This window comes from Mesorhizobium sp. M7A.F.Ce.TU.012.03.2.1 (genome assembly GCF_004006095.1).
In the GTDB taxonomy this organism is placed as follows: domain Bacteria; phylum Pseudomonadota; class Alphaproteobacteria; order Rhizobiales; family Rhizobiaceae; genus Mesorhizobium.
In genome coordinates this window covers 4623793-4638162 of record NZ_CP034779.1, presented here as the reverse complement: position 1 = coordinate 4638162, position 14370 = coordinate 4623793, and the positions used below count along the sequence as shown (strand labels likewise).

Below are 14370 nucleotides of genomic sequence, written 5' to 3'. Positions count from 1 at the left end.
AGAAGCCTCGGCCGTTGGCGCAGGCTTCTCATCGTTGTCAGCGAGACGCCGCGCAGACTTCCCGCACGCGGTCGCGCAACCAGCGTTGCGCCGGATCGGCATCGAGGCGCGGATGCCACAGCATCGAGATGGTGACCTCCGCGGTGGCAACCGGCAGGGGAAAACTGTGCATGCCTGCGCGTGCGCCCTCGGTGTGCCGCTCCGGAACGCTTGCGATCAGGTCGGACGTGCGCGCCATGGCAAGGGCTGCCGAGAAACCGGAAACCATGCACACGACTGTCCGCTGCAGCCCGAGCCGGTTCAGGGCCTCGTCGATCGGCCCTTTCTCGCGGCCACGCCGTGAAACGCTGATGTGCCGGCCTGCCGCATAGCGCTCTGGCGTCACCGTGCCCTCGCTCAACGGATGGCCCATTCGCACGGCGCCGATGAAGCGGTCGCGAAGCAATGCCTGGATGCGCACCTCCGGTCCGGTCTCGCCAGCGACGCCTATGTCCAGGTCGATCGCCGCGTCGCGCAGCGACATGACGTCTCTATCGGACTTCGGCGCAAAGCGCAGCCGCACGCCGGGCGCATCGGCCTGGATACGGGCGACGAGACGCGGCGCGAATTCTTCGACGAAGCTCTCATTGGTGCGCAGCGTGAAGACCCCGTCCAGGCTCGGGAGATCGAGCAAGGTGGCAGGGCGCAGCAGCGCCTCCGCATCCTGGACGACACGGCCCACCTGTTGTCGCAGTTCTTCCGCACGCGGCGTCGCCACCAGGCCGCGACCGGCGCGAACCAGCAGCGGATCGCCCGTAGCCTCGCGCAACCGCGCCAGCGTCCGGCTCATCGCCGAGGGGCTGAGGCGCAGGCGGCTGGCGGCACGCGCCACGCTGCCTTCGGTCAGCAGGATGTCGAGAGCGAACAATAGGTTGAGATCGGGTGATGTCATCGGCAGATCATGGCATGATATGGCGCCAAACGCATGAATAAGATGCAAATGCTGCGCCTTCCGCCACATTGGCCACGGAACTAGATCTCCAGCAGTTCCGGTTGTGGGACTGATGGAAGGAGATCGCCGTGGCAATCGCTGAGCAAAATCGGGACGGGCTGACCTCGGCACCGCCACAGATGCAATCCGCCGGCTGGGCGTTGGCAAGCCTGTCGCTCGCCACGCTGCTATCCTCGCTGGGAACCAGCATTGCCAGCGTCGGGCTGCCGTCGCTGATGCAGAATTTCGGCGCGACGTTCCAGTCCGTGCAATGGGTTGTTCTGGCCTATCTGCTCGCCATCACCACACTGATCGTCAGCGCCGGCCGGCTGGCCGACATGTTTGGACGCCGGCCGTTGCTGCTTGGCGGCATCGCGCTGTTCACATCGGCATCGGTGCTCTGCGGCCTGGCGCCGACGCTGTGGCTGCTGATCGCCGCACGCGCCGTGCAGGGACTTGGCGCGGCGCTGATGATGGCGCTGACGCTGGCCTTTGTCGCCGAAACCGTGACCAAAGACAGAATTGGCAGCGCCATGGGCCTGCTCGGCGCAATGTCCGCGATCGGTACGACACTTGGCCCCTCGCTCGGCGGCCTTTTGATCGCCGGCTTTGGCTGGCGCGCGATCTTCCTCGTCAATGTCCCGCTGGGTGTGCTCACCTTCGCTCTCGCCTGGCGTGCCTTGCCGGCGCGCAGCAAGACAGCGCAGGCCGACCGAGGCACGTTCGATGTCATGGGCACTGTCCTGCTGGCCCTGACATTGGCCGCCTATGCGCTGGCCATGACGCTTGGTAGAGGCAATTTCGGACCGCTCAACGTCGGCCTGCTGGTCGCTGCCGGCATCGGTGTTTTTCTTTTCGCCGCCGCGCAGGCGAGTGTGAAAAACCCCTTGATCCAGCTTGCCAGCTTCCGCGACTTCCAACTGAGCGCCAGCCTCGCCATGAGCCTCGTTGTCGCCACCGTCATGATGGCGACCCTCGTGGTGGCTCCATTCTACCTGTCACGCGGACTTGGGCTCGATGCCGCAATGGTCGGCCTCGTGCTGTCGACCGGCCCGCTTGTCTCGGCCCTGTCGGCGCTGGTCGCCGGACGCCTGACCGATCATTTCGGCGCCCACAGGATGATGGTCGCCGGCCTGCTCAGCCTCGCCACGGGCACGTTCCTGCTGTCGCTCGCCATGGTGACGCTCGGCATTGCCGGCTATGTCGTTCCGATCACCGTCACCTGCATCGGCTACGCGCTGTTCCAGACATCCAACAATGCAGCCGTCATGGCCGGCATCAGTGCCGGCCAGCGCGGCGTCGTCTCCGGCCTGCTCAACCTTGCGCGCAATCTCGGCCTCATCACCGGCGCATCGTTGATGGGCGCCATATTCGCCGTCGCATCGGCCAAGGGGCACGAAGGCATTGGTCTTTTGGGTTCCGAGGCCGCCGCCCGGGGAATGCAGGTCACATTTCAGACGGCGACGGTGCTGGCGCTGATCGCGCTGGTCCTCGCGCTGCTCTCTGCCCGCGCCGCAGGCCGCACGGAATCCAGGGGTTCGTGACGCGCCACACCGCTCAGAGAGTAGAATTTCCAAACAGGCTCAGGCGCCTGCCCGCTTGCGGCGTTCATAGAGCATGACCAGCGTTTCAGCCGTCAAGGCAGGCTTTTCCTCGCCTTCGATCTCGACCGTATTGGCTGCCTTCATGAGATACTGGCCGGGCCCCCTGTCCTCCATGGACAGCAGCGTGATGCGCAGCCTGATGCGCGCGCCGACCTTGACCGGCGCCAGGAAGCGCACCTTGTCGAAGCCATAATTGAAGGCAGCCTGGGTGTTCTCGGGCACGATGCCCATGCCGAGCGCCAGTGCGCCGATGATCGACAGCGTCAGATAGCCATGCGCAATCGTCGTGCGGAACGGGCTTTGCCGCCGCGCCCTTTCAGGGTCGACATGGATCCATTGGTGGTCGCCGGTGCATTCGGCGAACTGGTCGATGCGGTTCTGGTCGACCGTCGTCCACTCCGATACGCCAAGCTCCTGCCCGGCCATCATCCTCAACTGCTCGTAGGTCGGCGGCGCTTTAGGCCGTATTTCGTTCATTCCTGGTTTCCCGATCGCTTCCAGAGCCTCCGGACCACGAACTGACGGCCTCTGTCAATTCGCTCGGCGCGAATCCGTTCCGCCGGTTTCGGCCGCAATCGTGCCACGCCGCGAGCGCAGTCGCAGGCTAAATCGGGATTTCCAGGCTTCAGGGGCCGCTGGCAGCAACGAGCCAGCCTCGGCCATTTCCGCTACTTCTTCTCGTAGCCGGCGCGGATTTCCTCCATCGCCTCCTTGATGCGCGTGCGCAGGATGTCGACCGATTCGGCGCCGGATTTCTTGACCAGTTCAGCCACTTCGCCCGCATTCTTCAATGCGACTTCGAAAGACTTTCTGGCAAACTCCGTCTGTTTGGTCATCAGTTCCTGCGGATTGCCCGGCGCCCTGTAGCTTTGCGCCATGTCCGTGACCTCGCGCAGCGTGTCCTCCAGCATCTCGCGCTGCCTGGACAACAGCGAGGTCGCGCCGGCGGCACTGGCTCGTGTCGATTTCTCTAGCGCTTCGAGGTTCTTGCGGTGATGGGCGAGGATCGCCTCGACATCGACATTGGGCACCTTCAGGTCGCGGCCGAACCTGCCGAACATGTCCATGAAGGAATCGGATTCCGGTTGTTTCGCCATGCTCGTTTGCTCCCCTTTGCCGCATGATGCGGGCACCCTCGGCGGGAGAATAGCACTCGCATTCGGACACGGAGGAGTGAGCGCCAGTCTGGTCGCGCATCAATTCACGAGGAACAGCCGCTCGGCCACATAGAGCACGACACCGGCGAGCCCGCCGATGATCATGCCGTTGAAGCGGATATACTGCAGGTCCCGACCGATGTTCATCTCGATCAGCCGCGTCAGCTGCGCAAGATCCCAGCGCTTGACCTGGTCGGCGATGAATGTCGACACGCCGGCCTTCTGGCTCTCCACGAACGACGCCAGAGCCACCACGAACCCTTGGTTCATGTCGGCCCGGATCTGCGCATCCCCGGCAAGATGGCGACCGACCTCGACGAACATGTTGGCAAGATGCGCGCGGACAACCGAATTCGGCGCCTTGGCGTCCTGCTCGATGAACTGGCTGAGGCTTGCCCACATCTCGCCGGCCAACCCCTTGACCTCCGGCCGGGCCAGGAAGTCGCGCTTCAGCTTCTCGGCCCGTTTGGCGTATTGCTTCGATGTTCTCAGCTTCTCGACGAAGCCTTGGGCGAAGCGGTCGAATTCGGCGCGCATCGGGTGGTCGGGATCGGCCCTCACCTCGTCGAGAAGCGAGCCGGCCGAGGCGACGATCTTCTTCAGGAGATAGGTGTCGGCGCGGAACAGGTTGAACAGCGACGGCAGTTCCTCGCGGATCTTTTCGCGTATCGTCGCCAGCGCCTGTTCGTCATTGAGGAACCTGCCGATCACCTTGGTGAACTCGTCGAACAGTTTCTGGTGGCGGCGGTCGTCGGTAAGCGCTGACAACAGCTCGGCGGCCAGCGGCGCCAGCGGCACCTTTTCGATCTGTTCGAGCATGCGGCTGGTGACGAAGCCGCGCAGGCCGGATTGCTCGCCAGCGGCCAGCGTCTGCGGCACCAGCCGCACGACGAAGCGCGACAGGCCGGCGGCGCGCTCCGTATCGGCCAGCCAGTCGGCGACGAGTGCCGAGAAATCCACCTCGGCGAGCTTTTCGCGCACCGGTTCAGGCGCCAGGAAGTTGGCCTCGATGAAGCGACCGAGATTGTCGGCGATGCGGTTCTGGTTCTCCGGGATGATGGCCGTGTGCGGGATCGGCAGCCCCAGCGGCCGCCTGAACAGCGCCACCACCGCGTACCAGTCGGCCAGACCGCCGATGGTCGCGGCCTCGGCAAAGGCGGCGACGAAGCCGAGCCATGGATAGGTGCGCTCGAAGGATTTGGCGAGCGCAAACACCAGCACGCAAAGCGCCAGTGCGGCCGCCGCAAGGAATTTTGTCCGCCGCAACGCGGAAAGCCTGGCATCCGCCTCGGCATCGAAACGGACCGGCGCCAGGGGCGAAGCCGATTGTGACATGGGTGAGCCGCTCCTCGTCGATCTCAGCCTATTTAGTGTTCCGATGGCCGAAATACCCGCGACAGCGGGTTTCGTCCGGAACTTTCCCCGGCCGCGCACACAAAGTTGAGGAGAAAATTCATCTATCGCACGAAGCTAGTCTGGAATTATTCCAAGGTATAGGCCATATTCCGCCCGAGCCAATGTGGCGAATCCGGAAATTCGGGTCAAAGCCATATCAGCAAAATTTCCAGATCTGGCGTGGTTGCACCGCACCAGTGCCTTGTGAGGACAAAATGCGGCTTACGCGCCAGACCAACTATGCCATGCGCATCTTGATGTATTGCGCGGCCAATGATGACCGATTGAGCCGCATCCCCGAGATCGCGGCCGCCTATTCGGTGTCGGAGCTTTTCCTGTTCAAGATCCTGCAGCCCCTGGTCGAGCACGGCCTCGTCCAGACCGTGCGCGGTAGGAATGGCGGCGTCAAGCTTGGCCGGGCGGCCGAAGCCATCAGCCTGTTCGATGTCGTGCGCGTGACAGAAGAGAGCTTCGCTATGGCCGAATGCTTCGAGAACGATGCCGCCGAATGCCCGCTCGTCGATAGCTGCGCGCTGAACTCGGCGCTGCGCGAGGCGCTGAACGCGTTCTTCGCCGTGCTGGAGCGCTATACGATCGCCGACCTCGTGGCGGCACGTCCGAATGTGCGCAACCTGCTCGGAATCGACATGCTGGAGCGCCGCGCACCAGCTGCCTGACCCAGCAGGGGCGCGGGCTAGATCTGCAATCAAGCCGCTGACTGAGGCAGCACGAACGGCATATTGCCGGCCGGCAGCACGCCGACCCTGAGCCGGCAGTCGAACACTTTTTCGATCAGGTCATCGCTCAGCACATCTCGCGGCGACCCGGTGGCGGCCAGCCTGCCGCGATGCATGACGAAGATCCGGTCGGCATACATGGCGGTCAGATTGAGGTCGTGCAGGATGGCGACCACGCCGCCGCCCCTTCTGGCGAAGTCGCGGGCAATGTTCATGATGATCAGCTGGTGCTTGATGTCGAGGCTGGAAACCGGCTCGTCGAGGAACAGAAAACGCGGCTTGCCGTCGAGCACCGGTGCCCAGACCTGGCACAGCACACGTGCGAGTTGGACGCGCTGTTGCTCGCCGCCCGAAAGCTCCTGGTAGAAACGGCCGGCAAAGCCGTGGAGATCGACACGCGCCAGCGCCCGTTCCGGCAGCCGCGCATCCTCGCCCGGCAAGACGCCTGAGCGGCCGCCGACAAGGCCGAGCTTGACCACTTCCCGCACGGTGAACGGGAACGACAGCGTCGTCGCCTGCGGCAGCACCGCACGATGGACGGCCACCTCGACCGGCTTCATCGTCGAGAGATCTCGGCCGTTGAGGGCAACGCGCCCGGTGTAGGCGAGTTCGCCGGAGAGCGCTTTGAGGAAGGTCGTCTTGCCTGAACCATTGGGGCCGACGATGGCGGCGATCTCGCCGGGCCGCGCGTGGAAATCGATACCGCTGACGATAGGCTTGCCGCCGATATCAACCGAAACATCCTTGGCCTCGATCATCAAGCCTCACAAATCAACCACGCCGCGCTTGCGCAGCAGGATCCAAAGGAAAAACGGCGCGCCCGCTATCGCGGTGACGATGCCTATCGGCAGTTCGGCCGGCGCAACGATGGTGCGTGCGACCGCGTCGGCCAGAAGCAGCAGCGAGGCACCGAGCAGCGCCGACGCCGGCAGCAGATAGCGATTGTCCGGACCAATCAGCAGGCGCAGCAGATGCGGTACCACGATGCCGACGAAGCCGATGCCGCCGCTGACGGCGACGGATGCGCCGACCGCGGCAGAGACGCCGACGATGGCCGTGTATTTCAGCCGCTGCACCGGAATGCCGAGATGACCGGCGGTCGCCTCGCCAAGCGCCAGCGCGTTGAGGCCGCGTGCCAGGAACGGCATCGCCGCCAGCGCCAGCACGATGATCGGCCCTACCGACGCGATCTTCGCCCAAGTCGCGCCGCCGAGCGATCCGAGTTGCCAGAAGGTCAGGTCGCGCAACTGGCGATCGTCGGCCATGAAGATGAGGATGCCGGTCAGCGCCATGGCGAGCGCCGCCAGCGCGATGCCGGCAAGCAGCATTGTGGCAACCGAGGTTTGCCCCCGCCGCGTCGCGACCTGGTAAAGCACCAGCGTGGTGGCGAGCCCGCCACAGAAGGCCGCCAGCGGCAGTGCAAGCGTGCCAAGCAAGGCGGTCACCGGAGCCAACATCGTGGCGCCGAGCACGATGAGGGCAACCGCGCCGAGGCTGGAGCCGGCCGAGACGCCGATCAGGCCGGGGTCGGCCAGCGGATTGCGGAACAGTCCCTGCATGACCGCGCCGGAGACCGCGAGCGCCGCGCCGACCAGCATGCCGAGGATGATGCGCGGCAGGCGGATGTCATAGACGATCAGGCTGTCGCGGGCGCTCACCGCGGCGTCATCAGGCACTGTGCCGAACAGCCAGCCCCCGATGACGTTGACGGCCGAAGCGTCCGAAGCCCCCGATGTCAGCGACAGATAAACGGCAGCCGCCAACCCCAGGCACAGCAGAAGGATGACGATGCGGGCGCGGCCCGACCTGTCGCCTTCGGATACGCTTGCCATCACCGGGCCGGCGATCGATTGATCGACCATGATCCGCCCGTTCAGTCCGTGACCTGCCCGCCATAAAGCGAGACAGCGAGGTCGTGGATGGCATCGGCCGTGCGTGGCCCGAAGCCGAGCAGATAGGCACCGTCGATGCGGATCAGCTTGCGCGCCTTTCCGGCCGGCGTCGAGGCGATCGACGGATTGCCGAACAGTTCGTCGTCCGAGACCGGAGGCCCGGCATTGCTCATCATCAGGATCACGTCCGGTCTGGCGGTTATGATCGCCTCGTCGGACATTTGCTTGTAGCCGGAAAAGCCCTCGACCGCGTTGACGCCGCCAGCCAGCTTGACCATACCGTCGGCCGCGGTCTCGCTGCCGGCCGCCAGGATCTTGCCGCCCTGTATCGACAGCACGAACAGGATGCGCTTGCGTTCCTTGATCGACGTCGTCGGCTTCTCGGCTGCCGTGAGCTTGGCATCGAGCTCCCCGGCGAGCACCTCGGCCTTGGCGTCGACGCCGAGCGCCTTGCCGACGATACGGACCTTTTCGAGGATGCCTTCGTGGCTATAGTGCTCGGGCACTTCGATGAACGGCACGCTCGTCTTCTTCAAGACGTCGACGGCTTCCTTGGGACCGCTGCCATGCAACGCCAGGATGCCGGTCGGGTTGACCGAGAGCACGCCTTCCGGTGACAGCGCACGCATATAGCCGACATCGGGCAGCTCAAGCGCCGCCTTTGGGTACCGGCTGGTGGAATCGCGAGCCACCAGATGCTTTTCCTCGCCGAGCGCATAGACGATCTCGGTGATCGAGCCGCCAACGGCCACGATTTTCGAAGGATCGGCAAACACGGCCGTGCCTTCCATGGCGCTGGCGGATTGCAGTGCGATAACAGCCATGGAGATACCGATCACCGGCCGGAAAATAGATCCGCGCACGGTCGACAATCTTGGGAAAAAACGCATCGCATTTTCCTCAGGCTGCGGTCGCGCTTGGGATGCGCGGCAGGTTTTCCGCCAGGAAGCGCCAGTCGTCCCGCTCGCTTTCGCCTTCATGACGCTTGCCGAAGAACTGGATGAACATCTTGCCGTCGGAATCATAGACCTCAAGCGAGGTGACATGACCGTCCTTGGTCGGCTTGCGCACCGCCCAGACCTCCTGGATGTGGTCGGTCCGCAAATGCAGGTGGAAGGTTTCGTCCAGCACGTTGATCCATGGCCCCATCGGCTTGATCGACTTGATCGGACCGGAATGGATCTGGATGCAGCCGCGGTTTCCCACAAAGCACATGATCGGCATCTCGCCCTCCGCAGCGTGATGAAACATGGCACGGACGGCATCATTGTCGAGCTGCCAGGCATAGTCTTGCCCGACCAGGCGCACCGCCTGCCGGCGGCTGAGCTTCAGCGTCTTCAGCATGCCGAAGAACTGGTGCACATCGGTCAGCCGGCTCCAGCGGTCGCGCAGATCGTCGAGATTGGCGGCCGCTTCGTCGCCATGGCTCTCGTCATCGGGGAGTGGTCCCGAAATGTCGACGGTCGGCTCCTGATTGGACGATTCGAGCGCGGCAACCAGCTTCTGATAGGCATAGAGGCTGGAGGCCGGACGCAAATGCACCTTGTGCACGGCCTCGCCCGCCGCATCGAAAAACTGCAGGCTGCGGCGGATTTCGTCGCCGTCTCGCTTCTCGACGGCAAAGCCGTGTGCCCAGACCTTCGGGAAGATGCGCAGGTCGATGTTTTCGCCAAGCACCATGGCATTGTGGTTGCCGGTGACGACCTTGTCATAGACGCCGATCTTCTCGTGCACCGCGCTCTCATTGCGGGTCAGCGCCATGACCTCGCCGACGGCCTCGAGGCCGGTCAGAAGATCGTTGACGCGCGGCTCGACGCGCACGACGCCGTCGCCGCAGTGCGCGGCGACCAGTTCGGCTTCCGAAATGCCGAGCTGGGCAGCCAGATCACGCTCGCGCGTCTTCGGATTGTCTGTCCGTGCCCGCCGGATTTCATGCGGGGCGGGTTTTACGCGCTGGTCCATGTTTCGTCCCTGCTGCCTAGAGCAATTCCAGGAAAAGTGTGAAAGGGTCTTCCGTCCGGAATTGCGTTAAAACAAAGAGCTAGAGCGGTTCGGCGTTTCCGTGAAACGGTGAACCGCTCTAGCCTTACTTGTTGAGAATGAGCTTGCCCTGACGGGTGATCTTCAGCCGGTAGAGCGCACCGTGATGCTCAATGCCGATCTCGTGCTCGCCCTGGAACAGAGTGTTGCTGGACAGGGTTCGCACCGCCAGCGGAACCCGGTCGAAACGGGTGGGGGCCGAGGCATCGTCGGAACGGCGGACGCGATAGCGAAAATCGTTGGGATTGTGGGTGTTCATCTCTGTCGATCCCTTTCCTGTGCCGGGCGTCTGGCTAGGCGTTGCGTAATCCGATTCATTTCTTGACTTGAATAATCATGTTTACTAGTCAGTGCAATACCGGATTAAATGAGTCAACATTTAAGACGCCGGAGACGATCAAAAATGCCAGCCAGCCCCGGGCCAGCCAGCATGAAACCTGGACTTTGGAGTTGGGGCATGGGGTTGGTGACTTGGGAATGGCGTGGCCGGTCGGCGGCGAACGGCGCGGCGGCATTGTTGGCAAGCGTGGCGGCTATCGCCTTGTCGGCGCAATTGGCTAACGCCCAGCAAGCGGCGCAGCCGACAGAGCAAACGAAGAAGGCTGAAGAAGAAAACGCCGCACCAGCGGGAGCAACGCTGCTCGACAAGATCCTCGTCATCAGCCGCACCGGCGAGACGGCGATCGAATCGCTGGCATCGACCAGCCATGTCGGCCAGGAACAGCTCGACCGCCGCATGGCGACGACGCCGAATGAGATGCTGGTTGGCGTGCCCGGCGTCGCGGCGCAGGCCGACGCCAGACGCGTCAGCACCAGTATCAACATCCGAGGCTTGCAGGATTTTGGTCGCGTCGCGGTCATCGTCGACGGCGCCCGTCAGAACTTCCAGCGTTCCGACCACGGCACGCAGTCGACCTTCTACATCGACCCCGAACTCGTCAAATCCGTGGATGTTATCCGTGGTCCTGTCGCCAACACCTATGGCTCAGGCGCCATCGGCGGCGTCGTCTTCTTCGACACCAAGGACGCCGGGGATTTCCTTAAGCCGGAAGAAACATGGGCCGGCTCCGTCACGGGACGCTATGAGAGCAACGGCAAGGGCTGGACAACAAGCGCATCCGGTGCCTACCGCCTCAACGAGAACTGGGATGTGCTCGGCAACATCGTCTACCGCAACTATGACGACTACAAGGATGGCGGTGGCGACACCGTCAAGGGCACCGGCTTCGATGTGCTTAGCGGCCTGCTCAAGACCACCATCCGGCCGACCGACAACAGTGAGCTGAAGCTCGGCTGGGTCGGCTCAAGCGACGGCTGGAACGAGATCAGCGGCGGCGTGCCGGTCAATGACGTCGACCTGAAGTCGAACACCTTCACCGCCCGCTACAACATTACGGATGAGGACAAGAGCTGGCTCGATCTCCATATCAACACCTCCTACAACAAGACCAATCTCGATCTGACCAGCCTCGTGCCTCTCAACCGGTTTGACCCGAGCACCGGCCTTCCAGTTGTTTTGCCGGCTGGCTCGACATCGACATTCGACATCGGCACGACCAGCATCGACATTTGGAACACGTCCAGATTCGAGACTGCGGGAATCGCGCACGAACTGACCTATGGCGGCGACTGGGCCGGCGATAAAGTCGAGACCGGCGGCACGGCCGGTGGCGACAGCTTCTATACGCCTTCCGGTAAGCGGAACGTCTCCGGCGCCTATGTCCAGGACAAGCTCACCTGGGAGTGGCTCGAAGTCATCGCCGGGCTGCGTTACGACAATTACAGCCTCAAGGATGACACCCACGAAACGTCGGGGGACCGGTTGTCGCCGCGCATCACCGTCGGCGTCTCGCCTTTCGACAGCGCCAGCCTTGCCGGCCTGCAATTCTACGGCACCTATGCGGAAGGATACCGGTCACCCTCCCTGTCGGAAACACTGATCAGCGGTCGCCATCCGGCAGGTGTCACCTTCCCGTTCCTGCCCAATCCCAATCTGCGGCCGGAAACCGGAAAGACCGTCGAATTCGGCGTCAACTACAAGCAGGATGACATCCTCGAAGCCGGCGATGCGCTGCGCATCAAGGCAGCCTATTTCAACAACGATGTCGAAGACTACATCGATGGCGTTACCCTGTCGCGGTTTGACCCGACAGCCGGCTGCCCGAGCGGACCCGGTATCCCGATATGCTTCCAGTACCAGAATTTTGCCAAGGCCAAGATCGACGGCTTCGAACTTGAGGGCGTCTATGATGCCGGATGGGGCTATGCCGGGCTCTCGGCCTCAATCACCAATGGTCATACCATTTCCTACAAGGACGTTCGGGCCGACCTGCTGACCATCCCCTCATCCCAGGTCACCGCGCAGCTCGGCTTGCGCTTCCTCGAGGACAAGCTGACCGTGGGCGGCGAAGTGCAATACAATGGCAAGCCCAAGGGCAATCCGATCGCCGAGGACTACACGCTGGTCAATGCTTTCGCCAGCTACCAGGCGACGGACAATTTGAAGATTGATTTCCGCGCCGACAATCTGTTCGATGTAAAATACGCCAACCCGCTCAACCTGACCACGGCCGGCCAGCCGCCGCAGCCGGTTTTCGCGGCCTACGAGCCCGGCGTCACCCTGAAGCTGGCGGCGACGATGCGATTTGGAGGCTGATGACCATGACGAGCTTGATGACATCCCTTCGTCTGCTGACCTCGATGCTGGCGATGTCGCTTGCGATGGTTCCGGCGTGGGCACAAGAGTCCGCGCCGGTCCCTGCGCTGACCCTTGAACTCAACGGTGCGCAACCTTCCGACAAGGGTTGCCGCCTGACGTTCGTGGTCAACAACAATCTCGGCGCCGACCTGTCCAAGGCGGCGTTCGAGATCGCCCTGTTCAACGAGGCCGGCGTCGTCGACCGGCTGACCGTGCTCGACTTCAAGGAGTTGCCGGCAGGCAAGACCAAGGTGACGCGTTTCGATCTGGCCGGCACCGAGTGCTCGAAAGTCAGCCGCGTGCTGATCAACAGCGCGACCGAATGCACCGGTACCGGCGTCGAACCGAACGCCTGCATGCGAAAGCTGAAGACGGACACCAAGACCGGGATCGCTTTCGGAGTCTGAGGTGGGGCTGCATCATGCATTCCCGCGAAACACCGTAGTGCAGCCTCTGGCCGACGATAGCAGACTGCCGGCGAACGATCTTGATTTGACAACTCTGCTCTTGTCGCTGCAGGTCTCGCGGCGAGACATGCAGGACATCAATCCCCTCCCCGAGGCCGGCGCCGAGCTGACCATAGAGCCAACCGAGCCGCTCGCGCTGCCGCGGCCATCGGCCTGGAGCCGCAAATGGACGGCGGCGATCGTCGTCTCCTGCCTGCTCCATGTCGCGGTGGCGGCGGCCTTTCTGATCTCCCCTACGGGGATTTCCAGTTTCCAGGACGCCGAGCAGCCGGAAGGTAGTGAACAGTCGGGCAGCAACGTGGCCGGCAGCGCGCTGGACAAGGACCCGGCGGCAATAAACGTTGCACTGGTGCCGAACCTGCAACCGGCCAAACCACAGCCAGCAACGCCCAAGCCAACGCCGCCAACAGAGCCTTCTCGGCCAGCCAAGGAAGCGGCAACGACCAAGCCGGAACCTGTCAAACAGCAGACGGTTGCCCCAGACATATTGGTGGCCGGTGTCCCACGCCCCGATGGCCAGAGCGTGGCTCCCAAGACCGAAACGCCGGCGCAGCTGACCGTTCAGCCTGAGAGCACGGAAGCGCCTGTCGCCGTTCCGGAGCGGCCTCCGATCCCTAGAGCCAGGCCAACTCCGGCAGCTGCCCCTTCAGAGACGGCGGATGAGAAGCGCGGCACGGCGGATGGCGAGGACCGGTCGGCGCAAGCAGCCAGCAAGGGCAAAAGGCAAAAAGAGGCAGGCACGGCCGCGGAAGACAACTACCGCGGCGATGTTTTTAGAAAGCTCGGCAGCGTCAATCGCACCCTCCCGCCTTCCTACAGCTGGCGGCACGCAACAATGCGGTTGTCACATTCGTCATAGGCAGGAAGGGCAACATAAACGAGTTGCGCATTCTGGAAACCTCAGGATCGGCGGCTTTCGATCAGGCAGCGCTTGGCATTGTCCGCAAGGCAGCCCCCTTCCCTCCGATTCCACCGCAGGCAGCAAGCGCAAATTTGGAGTTCGAGACCGAAATCGGCCCATTTTGAATGTGCGCAGAACAAACGCTGCAGCCAATCATCAACATCCGCACGAAAGGAACCGCAATGTACATCGCAATGAACCGCTTCAAGGTGCAGACCGGCTCGGAGAACGACTTCGAAGCCGTCTGGAAGAACCGCGATTCCAGCCTTGCTGAGATGAAGGGGTTTAGGGAATTCCATCTGCTGCGTGGCCCGGTCAACGAGACCGAAGGCTACACGCTTTTCGCGTCGCACACGGTGTGGGCCAGCCACGACGATTTTATCGCCTGGACCAAGTCCGAGAATTTCCGCGCCGCCCACAGGAATGTCGGCACGACAAAGGTCCACTATCTCGGCCACCCCCAGTTCGAGGGTTTTTCGGTCGTCGAAGGCGCGTAATGCATGTCGGCC

Annotated in this window: 16 protein-coding genes; 7 read left to right on the top strand and 9 right to left on the bottom strand. The window is 63.1% G+C overall.

The genetic code is table 11. The annotated features are described in order from the left end of the window. Nucleotides 1-37: 37 nt before the first annotated feature. Nucleotides 38-931, bottom strand: coding sequence for a LysR family transcriptional regulator (locus EJ079_RS22750; RefSeq protein ID WP_127810240.1), 894 nt, complete (start codon nucleotides 929-931; stop codon nucleotides 38-40). Nucleotides 932-1059: 128 nt separating this feature from the next. Between EJ079_RS22750 and EJ079_RS22745 the strand changes: the two genes are divergently transcribed. Next, nucleotides 1060-2514 (top strand): MFS transporter, encoded by a 1455-nt coding sequence (locus tag EJ079_RS22745; protein WP_127810239.1) that lies wholly within the window; start codon nucleotides 1060-1062, stop codon nucleotides 2512-2514. 39 nt (nucleotides 2515-2553) lie between these two features. Here EJ079_RS22745 and EJ079_RS22740 read toward each other — a convergent pair whose 3' ends face one another. From EJ079_RS22740 to EJ079_RS22730, 3 genes are all read right to left on the bottom strand, one after another. Next, nucleotides 2554-3051 carry a MaoC family dehydratase gene (locus tag EJ079_RS22740; protein WP_127267530.1) on the bottom strand — a complete coding sequence of 166 codons (498 nt, stop codon included), beginning with the start codon at nucleotides 3049-3051 and terminating at the stop codon, nucleotides 2554-2556. A 191-nt stretch (nucleotides 3052-3242) separates the two neighbouring features. Next, nucleotides 3243-3671, bottom strand: a complete 429-nt coding sequence (locus tag EJ079_RS22735; RefSeq protein WP_127810238.1) for a phasin family protein — start codon at nucleotides 3669-3671, stop codon at nucleotides 3243-3245. Between the two features lie 99 nt (nucleotides 3672-3770). Then, the gene (locus tag EJ079_RS22730) at nucleotides 3771-5066 is read right to left on the bottom strand and encodes a DUF445 domain-containing protein (protein WP_127810237.1); all 1296 of its coding nucleotides are present in this window, start codon (nucleotides 5064-5066) and stop codon (nucleotides 3771-3773) included. Nucleotides 5067-5341: 275 nt separating this feature from the next. On the opposite strand from EJ079_RS22730, the gene rirA reads away from it, so the two are divergent. Further along, a complete protein-coding gene (gene rirA / locus EJ079_RS22725; RefSeq protein WP_127267528.1) occupies nucleotides 5342-5803 on the top strand; it encodes an iron-responsive transcriptional regulator RirA in 462 nt (153 codons plus the stop codon). 29 nt (nucleotides 5804-5832) lie between these two features. Here the strand turns inward: rirA and EJ079_RS22720 are convergent, their stop codons facing one another. From EJ079_RS22720 to hemP, 5 genes are all read right to left on the bottom strand, one after another. Then, the gene (locus EJ079_RS22720; protein WP_127810236.1) at nucleotides 5833-6621 is read right to left on the bottom strand and encodes a heme ABC transporter ATP-binding protein; all 789 of its coding nucleotides are present in this window, start codon (nucleotides 6619-6621) and stop codon (nucleotides 5833-5835) included. A 6-nt stretch (nucleotides 6622-6627) separates the two neighbouring features. Beyond that, entirely contained in the window at nucleotides 6628-7725 is a 1098-nt protein-coding gene (locus tag EJ079_RS22715) for an iron ABC transporter permease (RefSeq protein WP_127810235.1), read from the bottom strand. A gap of 11 nt (nucleotides 7726-7736) precedes the next feature. Beyond that, nucleotides 7737-8645, bottom strand: coding sequence for a hemin ABC transporter substrate-binding protein (locus EJ079_RS22710; protein ID WP_127396590.1), 909 nt, complete (start codon nucleotides 8643-8645; stop codon nucleotides 7737-7739). Nucleotides 8646-8655: 10 nt separating this feature from the next. Further along, nucleotides 8656-9717, bottom strand: a complete 1062-nt coding sequence (locus EJ079_RS22705) for a hemin-degrading factor (protein ID WP_127810234.1) — start codon at nucleotides 9715-9717, stop codon at nucleotides 8656-8658. A gap of 124 nt (nucleotides 9718-9841) precedes the next feature. Continuing rightward, nucleotides 9842-10054, bottom strand: coding sequence for a hemin uptake protein HemP (gene hemP, locus EJ079_RS22700; RefSeq protein ID WP_127271521.1), 213 nt, complete (start codon nucleotides 10052-10054; stop codon nucleotides 9842-9844). A 198-nt stretch (nucleotides 10055-10252) separates the two neighbouring features. On the opposite strand from hemP, the gene EJ079_RS22695 reads away from it, so the two are divergent. The 5 genes from EJ079_RS22695 to EJ079_RS22680 all read left to right on the top strand — a co-directional run bounded on the left by EJ079_RS22695 (nucleotide 10253) and on the right by EJ079_RS22680 (nucleotide 14358). Next, a complete protein-coding gene (locus EJ079_RS22695) occupies nucleotides 10253-12451 on the top strand; it encodes a TonB-dependent hemoglobin/transferrin/lactoferrin family receptor (RefSeq protein ID WP_127810233.1) in 2199 nt (732 codons plus the stop codon). A gap of 5 nt (nucleotides 12452-12456) precedes the next feature. Then, complete coding sequence (locus EJ079_RS22690; protein ID WP_023812248.1) at nucleotides 12457-12900, top strand: hypothetical protein; 444 nt, start codon at nucleotides 12457-12459, stop codon at nucleotides 12898-12900. A gap of 127 nt (nucleotides 12901-13027) precedes the next feature. Beyond that, nucleotides 13028-13819 carry an energy transducer TonB gene (locus EJ079_RS22685; protein WP_245481721.1) on the top strand — a complete coding sequence of 264 codons (792 nt, stop codon included), beginning with the start codon at nucleotides 13028-13030 and terminating at the stop codon, nucleotides 13817-13819. Beyond that, entirely contained in the window at nucleotides 13780-13986 is a 207-nt protein-coding gene (locus EJ079_RS33985; RefSeq protein WP_348629741.1) for a TonB family protein, read from the top strand. The genes EJ079_RS22685 and EJ079_RS33985 overlap by 40 nt, the downstream gene beginning before the upstream one ends. 57 nt (nucleotides 13987-14043) lie before the next feature. Continuing rightward, nucleotides 14044-14358: an antibiotic biosynthesis monooxygenase gene (locus tag EJ079_RS22680; RefSeq protein WP_027039045.1), complete on the top strand. Its 315-nt coding sequence runs from the start codon at nucleotides 14044-14046 to the stop codon at nucleotides 14356-14358. The last annotated feature ends 12 nt before the right edge of the window (nucleotides 14359-14370 follow it).